The following is an 18430-nucleotide window of genomic DNA, read 5'->3' as shown; positions in this document are numbered from 1 at the left end:
ACAGGCCCCCGCCGTTATTGGGCGTGGGCATGAAGCGTGTCGTCAGTCAGCGCTTGAAACAACGAGGCAGGGCAGGGCGCACAGAAGTGTTGCTGAATTAATCACCGTGCGACTTTTATCCGCGTCGCACGGTGACAGGCCATTTACTGGCGATAGGACTTGAGGAAGTTGCCGATCCGGCCAATGGCCTGATCCAGGTCGTCGACCCGTGGCAGGGTGACCACGCGGAAATGGTCTGGCCATGGCCAGTTGAAGGCTGTGCCTTGTACCACCAGCAGCTTTTCCGAGAGCAGCAGGTCGAGCACGAATCTCTCGTCGTTGTGGATCGGGCAGACTTTCGGATCGATCCGCGGGAACGCATACAGCGCACCCATCGGTTTGACGCAGCTCACGCCCGGAATGTCGTTGAGCAGTTCCCAGGTACGATTACGCTGTTCCAGCAGACGCCCTTGGGGCAATACCAGATCGTTGATGCTCTGATAACCACCGAGTGCGGTCTGGATTGCGTGCTGGCTCGGCACGTTGGCACACAGGCGCATATTAGCCAGCATGTCGATGCCTTCGATGTAGCTCTGGGCGTGGTGTTTCGGGCCGGAAATGGCGATCCAGCCGGAGCGGAAGCCGGCCACGCGATAGGACTTGGACAGGCCGTTGAAGGTCAGGCACAGCAGGTCCGGTGCCAGCGAGGCGGTGCAGATGTGCACGGCGTCGTCGTACAGGATCTTGTCGTAGATCTCGTCGGAGAACACCACCAGATTGTGCTGACGGGCCAGTTCCAGCATGCCCAGCAGGACTTCTTTCGAATACACCGCGCCGGTCGGGTTGTTCGGGTTGATGATCACCAGGGCCTTGGTGTTCGGGGTGATCTTGGCCTTGATGTCGGCCAGGTCCGGCCACCAGTTGGCCTGCTCGTCGCACAGGTAATGCACCGGGTTGCCGCCCGCCAGGCTCACTGCGGCGGTCCACAGCGGATAGTCGGGGGCCGGCACCAGCACTTCGTCGCCGTTGTTGAGCAGGGCCTGCATCGACATCACGATCAGCTCGGAAACGCCGTTGCCCAGGTAAATGTCTTCAATGCCGACGCCTTCCACCTGCTTTTGCTGGTAGTACTGCATCACGGCTTTACGGGCGCTGAACAGGCCTTTGGAGTCGCTGTAGCCCTGGGCGGTCGGCAGGTTGCGGATCACGTCCTGAAGAATTTCGTCCGGCGCTTCGAAACCAAAGGGCGCCGGGTTGCCGATGTTCAGCTTGAGGATGCGATGACCTTCCTCTTCCAGGCGTTTGGCGTGCTTGAGCACTGGGCCGCGAATGTCGTAGCAGACGTTGGCGAGCTTGTTCGATTTGCTGACCTGCATGGCGATGTGTTCCCGAAAATGAACGATCCAGGCGGCGTGTGAACGACCGTGCTGGGAATCCTGCGTATTCACACAGGCCTGACGCCTTGAGTGGCGGCACTCATAAATCCGTTTGAATGCGCGTGGTCTGGCTGCCAGACTGGCGTTTGACGAGGCGCAATCATACGTGCCGCCCGATCCGTGGAAAAGGTACAGATCGGGCTTTTTCAGCTGCTGAGGTGTATCAATGGAAAAGTTGGAAAAAACCCTGGAAGAATGGCGGGCCATGCTTGATCCGGAGCAGTACAACGTTTGCCGCCTCAAGGGCACCGAGCGACCGTTCTCCGGTAAATACAACGGCACCAAAACCGACGGCGTTTACCACTGCATCTGCTGCAACGCACCGCTGTTCGACTCCAAAACCAAGTTCGATTCCGGCTGCGGCTGGCCGAGCTTCTATGCGCCGATTGGCGACAGCGCGATGGTCGAGATCCGTGATATCAGCCATGGCATGATCCGTACCGAAGTGGTCTGCGCCAAATGCGATGCGCACCTTGGGCATGTGTTCCCGGACGGTCCGCCGCCAACCGGTTTGCGTTATTGCATCAACTCGGTGTGCCTGGACCTCGTTCCCCGCGAATAATCTGCTGATGTCGTGCGCTTGATTTGTATACGCAGGAGCAGCCTCCGGCAGCTCCTGCAATGATGTTCGCGTACCGGGCATCTATTGATTTATTAAATTGCACACAATTCAATTGCTCGCTATGTTTGATCTTCCTTCACTCGGAGTTCGTGCCATGAGCGACAACCTGCTGAGCATCCCTTGCACCACCATCAAGGGGGAGCAAAAGACCCTGGCCGATTTCGCCGGTAAAGCGGTGCTGGTGGTCAACACCGCCAGCAAATGTGGTTTCACCCCGCAGTACAAAGGCCTCGAAGAGCTCTGGCAGAGCTACAAGGATCAAGGTTTGGTGGTACTCGGCTTTCCCTGCAATCAGTTCGGCCAGCAGGAGCCGGGCAACGAAGGGGCGATTTCCGAGTTCTGCGAGCTGAATTACGGGGTGAGTTTCCCGCTGTTCAAGAAGATCGAAGTCAACGGTACCGGCGCTCATCCGCTGTTCGTTCAGCTGAAAAAACGCGCGCCAGGTGTATTGGGTTCCCAGGGCATCAAATGGAACTTCACCAAGTTCCTGATCGGCAAGGACGGTCAGCTGGTCAAGCGCTTTGCTCCGGCAACCAAGCCGCAAGCGCTGCGTCGCGAGATCGAAGCTCTGCTCAAATGAACACGTTGTCAGTTGATTCGCTGAAACTCGACAGTCAGCTCTGCTTCAAGCTGTACGCCGCTTCTCGGGCGGTGATCCGTGCCTACAAGCCGATGCTCGATCAACTGGGCCTGACCTACCCGCAATACCTGGCGATGCTGGTGCTGTGGGAATGGCAGGAGGCGGCGCCGGAGCAGCCGACGGTCAAGGCGCTGGGCGAGCGCCTGGCGCTGGATTCCGGGACCCTGACGCCGCTGCTCAAGCGTCTTGAGCAACTGCAACTGGTGCAGCGCCAGCGTTCGGCGCGCGATGAGCGCGAGGTGCACTTGAGCCTGTCGTCCACCGGCAAGGCCTTGCGCGATCAGGTCGGGCCGCTCAAGGCCCGCCTGTTGTGCGATAGCGGTGTCGATCTGGATCGCCTGAATGAGCTGCGCGATGGTCTTGATCACCTGTTGGGGCAAATCAAATCGCTGTCGTAGTGGGTATCCACAAGTCGAGCAGGGCCGCCAGTTCTTCCCGGCGGAAGGGTTTGGCCAGGTAGTCGCTCATGCCCGCCGCACGGCAACGTTCGCGTTCTTCGGACATGGCGTTGGCGGTCAGGGCGACGATGGGCAGTTGTGGCCAGCGCCCGCTGCGACGGATCTGCCGGCTGGCTTCATAACCGTCCATCACCGGCATGTTGCAGTCCATCAGCACCAGGTCGAATTCGCTGTGTTCGAGCTGATCCAGGGCTTCGGCACCATGGGCCGCGACGCTCACCTCGCAGCCAAGTTTGCCGAGCATGCCCTTGGCCACCAACTGATTGACCGGGTTGTCCTCCACCAGCAGGATGCGCCCGCGTCGCTGGGGCGAGAGGACTTCGACCCGGGCACCGTTGATCGTGTTGAGTTCCGGCTGCAAGATCCGTCGCAATGTCTGGTACAGCGCATTGCGCGCCAACGGTCGCGCCTGTTGCTGCAAAGGTGCCAGGGCGCTGGCTTGCTCGCTGGGCAGGAAACTGCCGTAAGCGGTCACCAGCAGAATCGGCGCGGTAAAAGTCGGGCGCAGGCCAAACAGGCATTCGGGGCAGTCGGTGATCAACACGTCCGGTTTCAGGCCGATCAATCGGTCATCGATGGAACGTTGTTGATAGCCGAGCCCCCATTCGGGCAATAGATTCTGTAGCAGTTCCGCCAGTCCGCTGCTGGCAGCCGTGATCGCGACGATGTTGCCTTGCAGAGCTGCTGGCGGGATGGCGCGGGTGTGGCAGGGCAGCGGCAGGTCGGCGCAGAACTGACTGCCGAAGCCTGCTTCCGAGCTGATCGTCAGCCGCCCCTGCATGGCTTCGCAGAGGTTGTAAGTCAGCGCCAGGCCCAGCCCGGTACCGCCGAATTGCCGGGTAATGCCGGCACCGGCCTGGGTAAAGGGCTGGAAGATTTTGACCTGTGCGTCCTGGGCAATGCCGATGCCAGTGTCGCAGACCTCGATTCGCACACCGTCTTCGAACGTTGAAAGACGCACATCGACCCGCCCGAAGCGGGTGAACTTGAGGGCGTTGGACAACAGGTTGCTGACGATCTGCCGGACCCGGGTCGGATCACCGAGTACCAGCGCGGGAAATTGCGGGTCGATCAGGCACGTCAGCTCGACGCTCGGCGCGGCGTTCTGGGACAGCAGGTTGGCGGTGTCTTCGATCAGCGAGCCGAGGTCGAATGGAATGTGTTCGAGTTCCAGCTGGCCGGCATCGAATTTCGACAGGTCGAGAATATCGTTGAGCAGTTCCACCAGCACTTTGCCCGAGTCATGGGCGATGGACAGTTGTTGCTGCTGCTCGGCATTGAGCGGGCCGTCCAGCGAGAGCGCGATCATCCCCAGCAGACCGTTGAGAGGCGTGCGGATTTCATGGCTCATGTTGGCCAGGAATACCGAGCGTGCCTCGGCCATGTCCAGGGCGGTACGGCGGGCGACTTCCAGTTCCTCGTTGGACTGGCTGAGCCGCGAGTTGATGGCCTTGAGTTCCGCCGTACGGGCCGAGACGATATTTTCCAGTTGCGAGAGGTAGTCGGTCAGGCGGTTTTCGGCATTGCGCCGCTGCTGGATCTCGGTGGCAATGTTATCGAACTGTTGATTGGCGACCTTGACCAAGACGCCGATTTCATCGTTTTCATGCCCCGCCGGATACTCCAGCCAAGTCGGCTCCGCGCTGCGCGGATCACGACCACTGAGTTCTCGGATGACCCGTACCAGCGGTTTGGTCAGCATCACGTAAAACAGCGCCAGCAGAATGCCCGTAAGGATCAGGCTGCGCGCGAAGCCATTGAGCAGGGTCACTTCGGCCCGGCGCAGGAAACGACTGCCGAAAGTGTAGGTATCGACATCCAGGTGCAAGGTCCCGAGGGATTCGTCCGGCAAGTGGTCGAGGTAAAGACGGTCTTCAAACTGTCGGTTGGCGCCGAACAGGAAGTCGCTGAGCACCCGGTAATTGTTTTCCAGGCCCGGACGTTTGGCGCTGGCCAGCACGGTATTGTTGTTGTCGGTCAATTTCGCGCCGATGATCGCCGGGGAGCGCAGCAAGCCCAGGATCAGTTCCTGGGCGAGTTCGGCATCGATGTTGTAGGCGATGCGAGACGCGGGGTTATGGCTGATTTCCAGCAACGACAGGATTTCGCGGTTGATGGAGGCGTCTTCGCTGGCATAATCGATGCCTATTTGCACAAGGCTGAGCAGCGTGCCCAGAATGAAACCGACCAGCACCGTAAGCTTGGCTTGCTTGTACGACAGCCGCTGGCTGAACTTGATATCCATGGGGTGTTGAACCACTTCCGTTTCCCTTCGCTGCTCAAGCATAGTCGATCATCAATGGATACCGATGTTCTCGCAAAACACCTGTACGGGGTGTTGGCCGGGCATCGGATGCTGTGTTTCGTCGCTGTACCGCCATCATCACTGTGAACGTGCCCGAGGAGAAGACGTGGATTCCCGATTGAATGCTTTTCTTGAACGCGCCGATGCCGTTCTGGCCCGTATCGAACCGCTGCTGCCGGCGCCTCGGCAAACGGTCGACTGGACACATTGCCTGGCCGCACGCTGGCAACGCGAGGGTCGCAACGGTTTTCTGTTGCCGCTGCAAGTCAGCCTCGACATGCGCCTGTCCGACCTGATCGGCGTTGACCGGCAACTTGAGCAATTGGGCCGCAATACTCAACAGTTCCTCGACGGCATGCCTGCCAATCACGCCTTGCTCTGGGGCTCGCGGGGCACCGGTAAATCGTCGCTGGTGCGCGCCTTGCTGGCCGAACACGCCAAGAACGGCCTGCGGCTGATCGAGATCGAGCGCGATCACCTGGCGGACTTGCCGCGGGTGGTCGAGCAGATTGCCAAGCTGCCCCAACGGTTTGTGCTGTTCTGCGATGACCTGTCGTTCGAGTCGGGCGAGGGCGATTATCGCGTGCTCAAGAGCGTACTCGATGGCTCTCTCGAGCAGGCGCCAGATAACGTTCTGCTGTACGCCACCTCCAACCGTCGCCATCTGGTGCCGGAAAAGGAAAGCGATAACGAAAACTGGAAAAGGGTCGATGGCGAGCTCCATCCCAATGAGGCGGTGGAAGACAAGATCGCACTGTCGGACCGTTTTGGCCTGTGGCTGTCGTTCTATCCGTTTACTCAGGAACATTTCCTCAACGTCGTCGAGCACTGGATCGGCCAATTGGCCGACAAGGCCGGTCTCAAGTGGCAGCGTGACGAAGAGTTGGACATCCTCGCGGTGCGCTGGGCCACGGGCCGGGGTAATCGCAACGGACGTTGCGCGTATCAATTTGCCCGCTATTGGGTAGGGCTGAAGCTGTTGGAGCAAAAGGCATGATCGATTTACAAAAGAGCGGCCAGGGCCTTGAGGGCTACGGCATGCTATGGGCACAGCTGGAATCGTTGCTGGCGGACGAGCGTGATTTTATCGCCAACGCCGCGCAATTTTCCGCGTTTGTGTTCAACCAGCTCGATGACCTGAACTGGGCCGGTTTCTACCTTAATCGCAACGAAGAACTGGTGCTTGGCCCGTTTCAGGGGCAGATCGCCTGTGTACGGATTCCATTCGGTCGCGGCGTGTGCGGGGCTGCCGCTGCCACCTTGCAGACCCAGCGGGTCGAAGACGTACATGAATTCCCCGGCCACATCGCTTGTGACAGCGCATCGAACAGTGAACTCGTCGTGCCATTGGTCAAGGACGGTCGACTGATCGGCGTGCTGGACCTCGACAGCCCGAAGCTGGCGCGTTTTACCGCTGACGATCAGGCCGGAATCGAGCAGCTGGCGGCGATTTTCCTGCGTCTGACCGACTGCTGATCAGCCCTTCAAGCCGGCCTTGATCAGCAGGCTTGTCGGGTCAACGGTGTCTATCTGCTGTGGCTCAAGGAATTGGCTGGCGTACTGCAAGTAGATTTCGTCGTTGATGAACAGCCCGAACAATTCAGCGTCGATGTGGGCGTCACGGCACATGGTGGCCATGATGCCCAGCGCTTCGCTCAAGGACTTGGTTTTCTTGTAGGGGCGATCGGCGGCGGTCAGCGCTTCGAAAATATCGGCAATCGCCATCATCCGCGCCGGCAGGCTCATGTCTTCGCGCTTCAAGCGTTTGGGATAACCGGTGCCGTCCATTTTTTCGTGGTGGCCGCCGGCGATTTCCGCGACGTTATTGAGGTGACCGGGGAAGGGCAGGCGACTGAGCATCAGGATCGTCTGCACCATGTGGTGATTGATGATGTAACGCTCCTCGCGGGTCAGGGTGCCTCGGACGATGCTCAGGTTGTACAGTTCGCCCCGGTTGTACTTGTATCGCGGCACGTCGAGCTTGAATCCCCAGGGATTGTCGTCCGGGATCAGTTCGCTGTCGGCGCGCTCGAGCAGATGCTCGGGTTTATCCGCCAGCAGTGGCTCGCTGACCGGCAGGGTCGGCACCGGGGTCCGGGCCTGGCGCCGGTTCTCTTCCCACGAAACGCCAAGCCGATCATCCAGGGTTCGGGTCCAGGTACGTTGGGCGATGGTGTTCAACCGCTGCAGATCGGCCTCGGCCATGGCCTCGCTGCCCAGGTTGCAGCGCGCCACAAACGCGAAATCATCATCCAGCGCCGCCAGGCTCGCATTGCGCAATTGCGCCAGAGGCGACTCGTCACCCCCCAGGGCGATGGCCTGCCAATAATTGATCCAGGCATCACGCTTGAGGACTTCGAAACGGGTGCGGATTTCGTGGATGCGGTCGTACAGGGTCTCAAGTTTCGTGGCTTTGTCGACCACGTATTCAGGGGTGGTGACCTTGCCGCAATCATGCAGCCAGGCGGCGATGTGCAGCGCCTCCCATTCATCTTCGCTGGGCTGATAGCTACGGAAGGCCGGGTCCTGACTGGCAGCGGCCGCCTGTGCCAGCATCAGCGTCAGTACCGGTACTCGCTGGCAGTGCCCGCCGGTGTAGGGGCTCTTGGCGTCGATTGCGCCGGCCAGCAATTGAATGAATGAGTCCAGCAGCTGTTTTTGCCTGGCTTGCAGGCGCTGACTTTCGATACTCACGGCGGCCGCGCCAGACACCGCCTGGAGAAACGCGATGCGATCCGGGCGCAGTTTTTCCAGGTCGTCTTGTGTGCCGCTGTCGGCCAGCAGCAGGACCAGCAGCCCCACGGTTTCGTTATGACGATTGTGCAGCCGAATACCGACCAGATGAACCCGCGGGCACTCCAGCGCGAGCAAGACTTTCTGCAGATCCCCCGCCTGTTCGAAACCCAGGGAGGTGACGACATTGTCGGCGGTCGACAGTGTTTGCATCCACTGAGGGCTCTGAAAATCCTGGGGTACGTGTCCTTGAATGTCGAATGGCGGCAAGGCCTGTGAACTGCCGTTGATGACCAGCGCATGAGGTTCCACGCGATTTTCATCACCTTCACGCAGGTAGATCAGACCGGCCTGGGCCTGGCCGATCTGCACGGTTTCAAACAACACCCGTTGCAGCAAGGGGGCGAAACGGGTTTCGGCGCTCAGGCTTTCGGTGATCCGGAAAAAACTCGCCAGGGTGTCTTTCATGCGCGCCATCGACACGCTCAGTTGGTCGACTTCCAGCACCGGCGAGCGACGGCTGGCCGGAAAATTGAAATCGAAACTACGAATCGCATCGGCTTCCCGCACCAGGGCGCGCAGGGGGGTGACCAGGACTCTGGAGGTCAGCCAACCCATGGGCAGGCACAACAGTAGCGTTGCCAGGGTAATCAGCGCGCCTTGCCAGCGCATGCGGTAGGCATCGACGAGCAATTCGTCTTCCGGCACCAGCAGCGCCAGTTGCAGACCCTGTGGGCCACCTTCCTGCATGCTGCTGCGCGCCGCGATCCATTGACGACCCGCGGCGTTCAGGCGATTGATCTCAGGGGGACTGGTGAGCAGGGCCGCGAGGCTGGGGCTCAGGTCGGCGGCTTTGATCAGCCGGGCCGTCTGGTCGTCGACGATCAGTTTGCTGCTGTCGGGGTAGGCGACGGCATTACCCTCGGCATCGAGCAGCACAATTTCGGTGCCGGGCGTCACCACATGTTTGGCCAGGGTCGCTGACAGTTCCGCCAGCGTAAGGTCGGCCCCCATCACCGCTTGCTCACCACTGCGCCGCGCCAGGGTTGTGCCGACATTGTGGGTGGAGAAAAACAGGTAGGGCTCGGTGGTGATCTGATCACGGTCGCTGCGGGCGCTGGAGAACCAGGCGCGGGTGCGTGGATCATAGATTTCGTCGGGGTTGTCCAGACGGCTGACGAGGGCCAGGTTCTGATCGAAAAACAAGGATTGGGAGCGGACCTGACCGCCGCCTGGATGCTCGATGCTCCATACCTGATACGCCGCGGAGTCCGGTGCCTTGAGCTGCGTTTTCAGGGCGACGCTGCGCAGGGGGCGAACCATGAAAAAGTCGCCATTGCTGTAGCCCAGGTACAGCGAGGCCAGATCGGGGTTGTCCGTGAGTGATTGACTGAAGGGCTTGAGCAACGCCAGGCGTTGCTCAAGGTCGGCGGCCTGGGTTGCCGGATTGTCCGCCAGCAGGCTCAGCAGATGACGAATCGGCTCATAGGTGCGATGCAGGTCCAGACGGACATCCTGCTCGATGCGATTGAAGAGCTTTTCACTGCTGGAAAGAATGATCCGGGTGGTTTGCCGATAGTTGAAAATGCCCAGCACCACCCCGGTCAGCAACAGCAGGAACGTGAACATCACGCTGATATGGATGTGCAGGGGAAATCGGCGCTGGTCCGGGCGCAGTGGGCTGGGCATTGCAGATTTCTCCATGACGATGAACACACTGCTCAGCCTTCCAGCATAGTTAACGCTCCGTCATTCTGCTGTTTGTCGTGGCGTGCGAGCTGTTGTCGCAACGCGTGATCCAGTTCGAGCATGGCGCGCTCCATGGACTTGCTGCAATCGGCCACTTGATCGTGGTGGGGCCTGTTATGGCAGGCCTTTTCGAGCGCCTCGCAACTGTCGATCAGTCGGGAGGCCTGGACGATTCGAGCCGCTCCCTTGATTTTGTGGGCAATGTCGAGGAGTGACTGCCGGTCGTTTGACCGGGACAACGTCAGCAGCGTTTGCCGATCCAGGTGATTGCTATTCAGCAGCTCGGTCAACAATCGCCGGTTCAGCGCCGGGTTGCCACCGGTTAACAGGTGCAGCCCCTCCAGGCTGAACGCCGGGTCGCGGACCGTCGGTGCAATGCCTTCGATCCATTGGCTCAAGGCTGTCAGGCTGAGAGGTTTGAACAGGCAATCGTCCATCCCGGCTTGTTTGCAGCGTTGTCTTTCCTCCGGTTGCGCATTAGCGGTGAAACCCAGAACGGTACAGGCAGGGCGCTGCACGCGCTGTTCATGTTGGCGAATGGCACGAGCCATCTCATATCCATTCATGATCGGCATATTGCAATCGGCAATCACCAGGTCGAATGGCTGATCTTTCCACGCCTCCAATCCCGCCTCGCCATCTGCTGCGACCTTGAACCGATGCCCCAGAAATTCCAGTTGCTGGCACATGAGCAAGCGATTGGCCGGGTGATCATCGACCACCAGAACGTTCAAGGGGGCAGCGCTCTGGTGAATCTGTGGCTCGGCAATTTCCGGCATCTGTACAGGCGGCAGGGTTGCCAGATTCAGCGAAACCCGAACCTGAGTGCCGACCCCAGGCTGGCTGCTCAATTGCAGGTTGCCGCCCATCATTTCGCACAGATTGCGGCTGATCACCAGTCCCAGCCCCGCACCGCCCCTGGGTAACTGGCTGGAGTTATTGGCCTGGACGAAAGGCTCGAACAGTCGCTGCTGATCCTGCTCGCTGATCCCGGCGCCACTGTCCTCAACCAGCAACTGCAGCTGCATGCGGTCGGGCTCGTCGGTCGGTTGCAACTCGAGGCTGATCCTGACCTGACCCTGTTGCGTAAACTTGATTGCATTGCTGACCAGGTTGGACAGCACCTGCTTGAAACGCATCGGGTCCAGCAGGACATCGATCGCAGGTTTAGCAGGGTTGAATGCCAGGTGCAGTCCGAGATTCTTTTGCCGGGCCAGCCCGTCGAAGATCCTCACCACCGAGGCCACGGCTTCAGCCAGATTGACGCGTTCCGGGCTCAGGCTCAGACGTCCGGATTCGATGCGCGCAATGTCGAGAATGTCCCCGATCAGTTCCAACAGGTCTTTTGCCGAGTGATACGCGACGTCGATGGCCGGTCGATCCGGATGGCCAGGATCAATGCGTTTGAGTGTTAGCTCCAGCATGCCGATGATCGCGTTCATCGGCGTGCGGATCTCATGGCTCATGGTTGCCAGAAAGGTGCTTTTAGCCCGGTTGGCTTCATCGGCACGTTCTTTCGCCGCCTGCCGCTGTTTTATCTGGCGTCTCATATAGGCGTTCCAGGCAACGGAGATCAGCAGCAGTACGCCAGCACCGGTAACGATCTGATAGAACACTCTGTGATAGTTGCGCCAGGTACTTTGCGAGGCCGCTGAATAGCCACGCCAGCGGTTATTGATGATGCCCAGCTCTTCCGGTGCGATGCTCAACAGCGCCTTGTCGAGGATGGCATTCAGTTCTTTGGCGTCGCGCCCGGTCGCCAGGGAAAATGCCGCCTGCTGGGTGCCGATGGTGGTGGTGATCTGAAGTGCCCGCTCGAAGATCCGCGATGAGATGAAGTAATTGGCGATCACCAATGAGTTCACCGCACCTTCTGCCTTGCCCTCGGCGAGCAACTCCACGGCACTGAATGTGTCTGGAGTTTCGACCAGATTGATCCGCGGAAACTCGCTGCGCAGGTAATCCACCAGTGGATTGCCCTGGGCAATGGCCAGGCGTTTGTCCTGCAGTTGGTTGAGGTTGGTCGGGCTGTCGGCCGCTTTGCGTGTCAGCAGGACAAAGGAGTTTTCCAGATACGGGCGGCTGAAGTTCAACATCGTTTCACGCTGTGCGCTGGGGAGCAGGGCGGCGATCAGGTCGGCCTGCTGGTTGGCGATCTGCTCGACCATCTCGTCATCGCTTCGGCTGCGCTGGATCTCGAAGCGCAAACCGGTGCGCAATCTGATCAGTTCGAGCAGGTCAGCCGTGACACCCCGAAAGTTGCCGTCGCTGTCAAAAAACGTCAGCGGCGCAAATGCTTCATTAACTACCACCCGCACAACCGGATGTTGCGCCAGCCAGCGTTCTTCATGGTGGGTGAGTTGCAGTTTTTGATCGGTGAGAAGAATGTCGCTGCCGGCACTCCAGCGTTTGGCGATGTTTTCCCGTTCGCTGGTGGGGATGGCCTTGAGTACCGCGTTGATGATCCCGAGCAGGTCCGGGTTGTCCTTCTGTACGGCAAAGCTGAAACCATGGGCTTCGTGTTTACCGAAGTTGGCCATGCGGATGTTGTTCAGATACCCCTTGTTGATCATGTAATGAGTTGAAATGGTGTCACCGAGAAAAACGTCGGCCTGGTCGAAGGCAACCGCGTTGATTGCATTCTGGTAGGACGGGTAGGAGGTGATGATTGCCTTCGGATACAGCGCCCTGACTTCGTCCAGGGGCAGATAGTGATAGACCATGCTAAGCCGCAGGCCGGCGAGTCCATCTGTCAGTGATCGGGTTTCTCCTTCCCGTGTGACCAGCACGGGTTGATCCACGGCGTAAGGGATGGACAGCGCAATGTCGGCATTGTCGGCCTCGAACCCGTTGGCGGTGCCGAGCATGTCGACCTGACCCTTTTCCAGTGCCTCGATCGCAGCCCCTCGGGACGCGAAGCGCTGAACCTTGACGGGCAACCCCGTAACCTTGCCGAGGATGCCGGCGTAGTCGGCGGTGAAACCTTCGTAGTCGTGGCCGCTGAGGGTCAGGTCGAAAGGCGGATAATCCGGGCCTGATGTGCCCAGGATCAATTCACGTTTGTCTTTGACCCATTGTCGTTGTGAGGTATCCAGTCGGACTTCCATGTGCCCGGTCGTTGAGCGACTGAGCAGGGTGTAGTTTTCACTGGCTGTCTGCGCCGCGAGCACCGGGGTACTCATGCATAAAGCCGTGACCATGAGTCTTAGATAATCCTTCAAACGACTGGGCATCCTGTTCCTCACACTAGCGCGTTACGTTTTGCCATATCGATGAGTTCAACCAGAGATTTGGCTTTGAGTTTCTGCATAAGTCGTTTTTTATAGGTGCTGACAGTCTTGTTGCTGAGGAACATGCCCTTGGCAATTTCCTTGTTGGTGCGACCTTGGGCAAAAAGTTGTAATACCATCAACTCTCGATCATTTACGGATTTGAACAAGTCCAGGTCTGCCCACTGTGCGTCGTCACAACGAACTGGGTTCAAGGCCTCGCTGGGGAAGTAGTTGTAACCTGATAATACTGCTTTGATCGCGCTTACCAGTTCACTGAGCTCTTCCTGTTTGCATACATACCCTGATGCACCTGACTGCATGCAGCGAATACCAAAAAGTTTTGGGCATTGTGCAGTCAACACCAGTGTTTTTAATGGCGTGCTCATTGCGTTGAAACGTGAGAGCACTTCCAGCCCATCCAGTTTGGGAATACTGATGTCGAGGATGATCAGGTCGGGCATGCATTCGCGCACCATTTGCATGGCATCGACGCCATTGTCAGTTTCACCGACGACTTTGTAACCTTCATGTTCCAGCAGCATTCGAACGGCAAGGCGGATGACAGGGTGATCGTCGACAATAAAAACGGAGTTCATAATCAAATCCCATACGTGCACAAATAAAGCGCGCACCTTAGCTCAGTAGTTGAGGGGGCGCATGAACTGACAAGCCGATAGCAGCAATATAGGAAAAGTCCTACAGCTGAAAAAGAAATGGACTACGTGTCAACTAGGTTTTGAATGAGGAAGGGTTAAAAATTTGATAGTTTAGTCAAGAAGCTAGAAGGCGTTTGGCTATAAGTATTAATCTGTGTTTTGGATGTGGTTCTAGTGTGTGAGAGTTGGTGTTTTTTATTGTGAGGCCAAGGTCAACAAGTTTCTAAAATCTGATTGTTTCAATGGCTTGATCAAGTAACCCAGCAAGGGAAGTCCGTGTTCGTAGGCTACTGTTTTAAGTTTTTCCAGCTCGGCGGATGTCAGGCTGCTCAGCAGTATTGCCTGTCTGATCATTCCCCGGTGACTGGCGAACTCGATCAAATCAAGACCGGGAAGGTCGGGCAGGCATTGGTCGCACAGAAGAATATCGAACGGTTGCGCAGCTTTGAGCATTTGTTGCAAGGCGCCTTCGGCACTGTCAGTGGTGGTCAGTTGGGTGAAGCCGTAACTCTCGAGCAGGTATTGAGCCGCTCTCAGCTGAAACGGATGATCTTCCACCAGCAATATGTGCCAATCGTGTTTGAACGTAGGAGTTTTCATGCGTCATCTGTCGAGCAGTGGGTGTGCAATTGTTTCGCGAGATGGTCGAACAATCGATCAGTCAGCTCTGCACAAGGTGTAGGGCGATTCTGTCGATGTTGAAATACAGATGAATGTCGAGACATTCGATCAGCCGTTCAGACGTCGCTGACGCGGCTGATCGATGCGCTGTTATCCGTGGCTTGAACGACCGGTCATTTCCAGCGCCATTTCACCGGCATAGCTGTCGGTCATGCCAGCGATGAAATCAATCATGCGCAAGAAAGAGGTGTGCAACGGGCCATTCGGGTCGGGTGCATTGTTGCCCAACAGGTCGAGTATGCGCCGGTTCTTGAAGGAGGGCGTACGACCGTTGTGCTGCTCCAGTGCTGCGCCGCAAAAAGCATTGAGCAGGATTTCCAGGGTGGTGTAGGCACCGATTTCGTGGAGCGTCTTGCGCTTGTCCTGGAAGATTTTTTTGCGTGCCATGTCCTTGGCATTCAAGACACAGCGTTTGGCCGGGCCATGCATGTGTTCGACAAGGTCCCCCGGTAGCGTGCCGGACAGCAACGCGTCCTGTTGCTCGACAAAGGCTCGGGCTGCTGCGTTGGTCAGGTGTTCGATGGCTTTGCCCCGCAGAATCGCCAGTTTGCGCCGCCGCGAATCCTGTGGACCGAGCTGACGATAGGTTTCCGGGAGATCGTCGCCCACCAGGTCCAGCAGCAGGGACTCGACTTCGGCGTACTCCAGCAGCTCCATTTCCAGGCCATCTTCCAGATCGATCAGCGCGTAGCAGATGTCGTCGGCGGCCTCCATCAGATACACCAGCGGATGGCGCGCCCAGCGCTGTTCTTCCAGTTGGGGCAGGCCGAGTTTATGAGCGATCTGTTCCAGCAGCGGCAGTTCACTCTGGTAGCAGCCGAACTTGTGCTTCTTGTAGCCCAGTGAGTCGGCGTGCCGGGCCGTCCACGGGTATTTCAGGTAGGTGCCCAGGGTGGCATAGGTCAGCCGGGTGCCTCCTTCGAACTGATGGTATTCAAGCTGGGTGAGCACCCGGAAACCTTGGGCATTGCCTTCGAAGTTGAGGAAGTCGTTGCGTTCGGCTTCGCTCATGGCATCCAGCCAGCCACGGCCGGCGGCCTGCTGGAACCAGTGGCGGATCGCGTCTTCGCCGGAGTGGCCGAAGGGTGGGTTGCCGATGTCATGGGCCAGGCAAGCCGATTGCACCACCATCCCCAGGTCGCTCGGTTCACACCAGTCGGGCAGCGCGCTGCGGATGGTTTCACCGACGCGCATCCCCAGCGAACGGCCGACGCAGCTGACTTCCAGCGAGTGAGTCAGGCGCGTATGAATGTGATCGTTGCTGGAGACCGGATGGACCTGGGTCTTGCGCCCGAGACGGCGAAACGCGCCTGAGAAAATGATCCGGTCGTGGTCTTTATGGAAAGGACTGCGGCCGAGTTCTTCCGGGCTGTGCACAGGTTTTCCGAGGCGTTCGCGGGTAAGCAGGGTGTGCCAATCCAAGGCTGGTTTCTCCGTCAGGTGACTGAACCCCTAGCTTCCCGTTTCGCGCCGGTACCTGCAAGGAGAACTACAACCCCGCAGCGTCGATATCGATGAGCAGTAGCCGTTCGCCGTTATCGAAAAACTGCCCCGCAGTGAGGCAGTACTGATTGCTGGTGGCGTCGCGGTAAGTGTTGGAAAGCGTCAGACGGCGCTCATCCCAACCCTCGGCCAGCAAGTGATAGAAATAGGGGCGCCATGACCAGTTATGACCCAGGTAGCGGTTATCGGCTTCCCAGCCGTTGTTGCGCCATTCCAGGTTGGGGGTCAGTTGCGTGCCGTGGCGGTCGCACTGATAAAAACGCAACAGCCAGGGAAACGCTTCCAGCTGCGGCAAGGCGCTGAGGGGCGCGCTGGCTTGAGCCCAGGCTTGCAGGATGGTCATCAGTTCGCTGAGTTGCTGGCGCATGATCATCAGGCGAGCGCGTTCAGTCAGCTTTTGCTGAACGTAACGCTGGCGCAGTTGCGCGAAGCGCTCGACAAAGGCGTCGGTGGCGAAGAAATCCGCTTGCGCTCGGGCGAACAGAAAGCCTTGTACGTAGCGTGAGCCGCACTCCAGGGCAAAATTCAGTTGAGCTTCGGTTTCCACGCCTTCGGCGATGATCCAGCAACCGGTTTTTTCTGCCATTTGCGCCAGTGCCTTGACCACATCGCTGCTGGGACCGCCCAGTGCGGCGGCCTGGAACAACCGCATGTCGAGCTTGAGAATGTCCGGTTGCAGGGCCAGCACGCGATCGAGTTGAGAGTAACCGGCACCGAAATCATCGATGGCGATCCGCGCCCCGGCTTGCCGGTAGCGGGCCACGACTTCAGCCAGACGCTGGCTGTCGCCGCCCAATTCGGTGATCTCGAAGACGATTCGCTGTGCGTCGACACCATGCCTGCTCAGTTGCTTGAGGCTCGGCAGTGCCTGGTCCCGGCGCAAGCGGCTAATCCAGCGGGGTGAGATGTTCAGGCTGAGAAACCAGTCCGTGGGCGCTTCATGCAGACGGCTCAGGGCGTTGTCGCGAATCTGGCGATCGAGACGTCGCAGGGCGATGGCCGGGGTTCGCGGATCGGCGAACAGCGCACCTACCGAGGCCAGTTGACCATCGGCCTGGCGCAGTCGGCCCAGCGCTTCGACACCCGCGATACGGCCTGTGGCGGTATCGATGAATGGCTGAAAACAGGCGAGCGGTTGCCCGTCGATCACGAGGCCTCCTTATTAAGGTGTTGTTCTGGATAAATACCTGGTCCCAGGTAGGCACGCAGGATCAACCTCTCGATAAAGAGGTTGATCCTGGTGGTATTGCAAGAATGCAGCCAGACAAGACTGATTAGTGTTTGCGCGAAGCGCTCTGCATGACCAGCTTGATCAGCGGCCCTAGTGCGGCGCCCAGGCTAACCAGCTTGGTCAGGCTGCCGATACCGCCGCCCTTGGCACCCTTGCCGGTCAGAAAACCCAACCCGATCACGGCGGCGATGCCCCAGAGCGGGGCGTGTTTGATGCCGAAGCCGTCTTGCAGGCTTTGTGTCATGCCGCGCACCCGTTGCAGGGGCTGCAGCAGTTGTTGGGACTCGTGGCGAATTTCCTGGCGATGCATTTCCATGCGCAGACGGATCAGTGCCTTGCGCATTTCCGTTCGCGAACTATTGCGGGGAAGTTCAGGCATGCTCATGGCAACAGACGCTCCCGATCATTGGCCAGCTCCTCGAGGGTGCCATGGAAGGGCGAGGATTCATCGAAAATCGCCGCCCTCAAGCGCATCGCGCAGAACAACGTAGCGAGGGTGTAGAACACACAGAGCCCGATGATCGCCGCCAGGCGATAGGTGTCCCAGAACAGGATCAACACCAGCGTCGACAACCCCACCAGCAACAACAAGGCAAAGACCAGCGTCAGGCCTGCAAACAGCAACAGGCTTACGGTACGTGCTTTTTGCTCCTGCAGTTCGATGCCGAACAGTTCGACATGGCTATGCAGCAACCCAAGAAACGCGGCACCCAGGCGCCGCGATGAAGAGCGGGTGCCCGTCGCGGACGAGCCGGATTCATCGATTGCCATATCAGCGCCGAGTAGCCAGCAGACCAATCAGGAAACCCACGCCGGCTGCAATCCCGACCGATTGCCATGGGTTGGCCTGGACGTAATCTTCCGTGGCGGCGACAGCCGCTTTGCCGCGCTCTTGCAGGGCGTCTTCGGTCAGCCTCAGGGTTTCCCGGGCACGCAGCAGGCTGTCGCGGATCTGTTCGCGCAGCTCATCGGCCTGATCACCGGCCAGGGAGGCGGTGTGTTCCAGCAACCGTTCGGTGTCGCTGACCAGTGTCTGAAAATCTTCCATCAGAATTTCTTGAGCAGTCTTTGCCTTGATGCGTGCCATTGGTGATCTCCGTAAGTGGCTTCTGAAGCGTTCGAGTATGAGCCTTGCGCGAAGGTTCAGTACAAATGACTGGTACAT

Annotated in this window: 16 protein-coding genes; 5 read left to right on the top strand and 11 right to left on the bottom strand. The window is 58.7% G+C overall.

Annotated elements, in window-relative coordinates; all coding sequences use genetic code 11:
• Nucleotides 1-143: 143 nt before the first annotated feature.
• Nucleotides 144-1355, bottom strand: coding sequence for a pyridoxal phosphate-dependent aminotransferase (locus AC1DIS_RS05290; protein ID WP_477743443.1), 1212 nt, complete (start codon nucleotides 1353-1355; stop codon nucleotides 144-146).
• Between the two features lie 226 nt (nucleotides 1356-1581).
• Here AC1DIS_RS05290 and msrB point away from each other — a divergent pair, with 226 nt between their 5' ends.
• The 3 genes from msrB (at nucleotide 1582) to AC1DIS_RS05275 (ending at nucleotide 3075) form a co-directional block, all read left to right on the top strand.
• Complete coding sequence (gene msrB, locus AC1DIS_RS05285; RefSeq protein ID WP_007940018.1) at nucleotides 1582-1977, top strand: peptide-methionine (R)-S-oxide reductase MsrB; 396 nt, start codon at nucleotides 1582-1584, stop codon at nucleotides 1975-1977.
• Between the two features lie 154 nt (nucleotides 1978-2131).
• The gene (locus AC1DIS_RS05280; protein WP_111455023.1) at nucleotides 2132-2617 is read left to right on the top strand and encodes a glutathione peroxidase; all 486 of its coding nucleotides are present in this window, start codon (nucleotides 2132-2134) and stop codon (nucleotides 2615-2617) included.
• Nucleotides 2614-3075 (top strand): MarR family winged helix-turn-helix transcriptional regulator, encoded by a 462-nt coding sequence (locus tag AC1DIS_RS05275; RefSeq protein ID WP_007940020.1) that lies wholly within the window; start codon nucleotides 2614-2616, stop codon nucleotides 3073-3075. Before AC1DIS_RS05280 ends, AC1DIS_RS05275 begins: the two co-directional genes overlap by 4 nt.
• On the opposite strand, the gene AC1DIS_RS05270 is transcribed toward AC1DIS_RS05275, so the two are convergent.
• Nucleotides 3059-5380 carry a hybrid sensor histidine kinase/response regulator gene (locus AC1DIS_RS05270; RefSeq protein WP_111455021.1) on the bottom strand — a complete coding sequence of 774 codons (2322 nt, stop codon included), beginning with the start codon at nucleotides 5378-5380 and terminating at the stop codon, nucleotides 3059-3061. The two genes, AC1DIS_RS05275 and AC1DIS_RS05270, sit on opposite strands and share 17 nt — an antisense overlap.
• 166 nt (nucleotides 5381-5546) lie before the next feature.
• Here AC1DIS_RS05270 and AC1DIS_RS05265 point away from each other — a divergent pair, with 166 nt between their 5' ends.
• Nucleotides 5547-6437 carry an ATP-binding protein gene (locus AC1DIS_RS05265; RefSeq protein ID WP_018930014.1) on the top strand — a complete coding sequence of 297 codons (891 nt, stop codon included), beginning with the start codon at nucleotides 5547-5549 and terminating at the stop codon, nucleotides 6435-6437.
• Nucleotides 6434-6916 (top strand): GAF domain-containing protein, encoded by a 483-nt coding sequence (locus AC1DIS_RS05260; RefSeq protein ID WP_111455020.1) that lies wholly within the window; start codon nucleotides 6434-6436, stop codon nucleotides 6914-6916. Before AC1DIS_RS05265 ends, AC1DIS_RS05260 begins: the two co-directional genes overlap by 4 nt.
• On the opposite strand, the gene AC1DIS_RS05255 is transcribed toward AC1DIS_RS05260, so the two are convergent.
• From AC1DIS_RS05255 to AC1DIS_RS05215, 9 genes are all read right to left on the bottom strand, one after another.
• On the bottom strand, nucleotides 6917-9862 hold the full coding sequence (locus AC1DIS_RS05255) for an HD domain-containing phosphohydrolase (RefSeq protein WP_477743442.1): 2946 nt from the start codon (nucleotides 9860-9862) through the stop codon (nucleotides 6917-6919).
• Nucleotides 9863-9894: 32 nt separating this feature from the next.
• Nucleotides 9895-13155 (bottom strand): transporter substrate-binding domain-containing protein, encoded by a 3261-nt coding sequence (locus AC1DIS_RS05250; RefSeq protein WP_477743441.1) that lies wholly within the window; start codon nucleotides 13153-13155, stop codon nucleotides 9895-9897.
• 8 nt (nucleotides 13156-13163) lie between these two features.
• Entirely contained in the window at nucleotides 13164-13790 is a 627-nt protein-coding gene (locus AC1DIS_RS05245) for a response regulator transcription factor (RefSeq protein WP_007940027.1), read from the bottom strand.
• 255 nt (nucleotides 13791-14045) lie between these two features.
• Nucleotides 14046-14450, bottom strand: a complete 405-nt coding sequence (locus AC1DIS_RS05240; RefSeq protein WP_018930010.1) for a response regulator — start codon at nucleotides 14448-14450, stop codon at nucleotides 14046-14048.
• A gap of 171 nt (nucleotides 14451-14621) precedes the next feature.
• Complete coding sequence (locus tag AC1DIS_RS05235) at nucleotides 14622-15953, bottom strand: deoxyguanosinetriphosphate triphosphohydrolase (protein ID WP_477743440.1); 1332 nt, start codon at nucleotides 15951-15953, stop codon at nucleotides 14622-14624.
• Between the two features lie 67 nt (nucleotides 15954-16020).
• A complete protein-coding gene (locus tag AC1DIS_RS05230; protein ID WP_477743439.1) occupies nucleotides 16021-17184 on the bottom strand; it encodes an EAL domain-containing protein in 1164 nt (387 codons plus the stop codon).
• Nucleotides 17185-17308: 124 nt separating this feature from the next.
• Nucleotides 17309-17650: a hypothetical protein gene (locus AC1DIS_RS05225; protein ID WP_019020946.1), complete on the bottom strand. Its 342-nt coding sequence runs from the start codon at nucleotides 17648-17650 to the stop codon at nucleotides 17309-17311.
• Nucleotides 17647-18036: a phage holin family protein gene (locus AC1DIS_RS05220; RefSeq protein ID WP_018930007.1), complete on the bottom strand. Its 390-nt coding sequence runs from the start codon at nucleotides 18034-18036 to the stop codon at nucleotides 17647-17649. The genes AC1DIS_RS05225 and AC1DIS_RS05220 overlap by 4 nt, the downstream gene beginning before the upstream one ends.
• A gap of 1 nt (nucleotide 18037) precedes the next feature.
• Entirely contained in the window at nucleotides 18038-18352 is a 315-nt protein-coding gene (locus AC1DIS_RS05215) for an ElaB/YgaM/YqjD family protein (protein ID WP_018930006.1), read from the bottom strand.
• Nucleotides 18353-18430: the final 78 nt, after the last annotated feature.

This window comes from Pseudomonas sp. 05N433 (assembly GCF_056396925.1).
The sequence above is the reverse complement of the archived record's forward strand: the minus strand, read 5'-3'. Positions and strand labels throughout refer to the sequence as shown.

Bases quoted from the DNA above. Each gene is read 5' to 3' on its own strand.
- AC1DIS_RS05290 (WP_477743443.1), bottom strand. From the start codon at position 1,355: ATGCAGGTCAGCAAATCGAACAAGCTCGCCAACGTCTGCTACGACATT.
- msrB (WP_007940018.1), top strand. From the start codon at position 1,582: ATGGAAAAGTTGGAAAAAACCCTGGAAGAATGGCGGGCCATGCTTGAT.
- AC1DIS_RS05280 (WP_111455023.1), top strand. From the start codon at position 2,132: ATGAGCGACAACCTGCTGAGCATCCCTTGCACCACCATCAAGGGGGAG.
- AC1DIS_RS05275 (WP_007940020.1), top strand. From the start codon at position 2,614: ATGAACACGTTGTCAGTTGATTCGCTGAAACTCGACAGTCAGCTCTGC.
- AC1DIS_RS05270 (WP_111455021.1), bottom strand. From the start codon at position 5,380: ATGGATATCAAGTTCAGCCAGCGGCTGTCGTACAAGCAAGCCAAGCTT.
- AC1DIS_RS05260 (WP_111455020.1), top strand. From the start codon at position 6,434: ATGATCGATTTACAAAAGAGCGGCCAGGGCCTTGAGGGCTACGGCATG.
- AC1DIS_RS05255 (WP_477743442.1), bottom strand. From the start codon at position 9,862: ATGCCCAGCCCACTGCGCCCGGACCAGCGCCGATTTCCCCTGCACATC.
- AC1DIS_RS05250 (WP_477743441.1), bottom strand. From the start codon at position 13,155: ATGCCCAGTCGTTTGAAGGATTATCTAAGACTCATGGTCACGGCTTTA.
- AC1DIS_RS05245 (WP_007940027.1), bottom strand. From the start codon at position 13,790: ATGAACTCCGTTTTTATTGTCGACGATCACCCTGTCATCCGCCTTGCC.
- AC1DIS_RS05240 (WP_018930010.1), bottom strand. From the start codon at position 14,450: ATGAAAACTCCTACGTTCAAACACGATTGGCACATATTGCTGGTGGAA.
- AC1DIS_RS05225 (WP_019020946.1), bottom strand. From the start codon at position 17,650: ATGAGCATGCCTGAACTTCCCCGCAATAGTTCGCGAACGGAAATGCGC.
- AC1DIS_RS05220 (WP_018930007.1), bottom strand. From the start codon at position 18,036: ATGGCAATCGATGAATCCGGCTCGTCCGCGACGGGCACCCGCTCTTCA.
- AC1DIS_RS05215 (WP_018930006.1), bottom strand. From the start codon at position 18,352: ATGGCACGCATCAAGGCAAAGACTGCTCAAGAAATTCTGATGGAAGAT.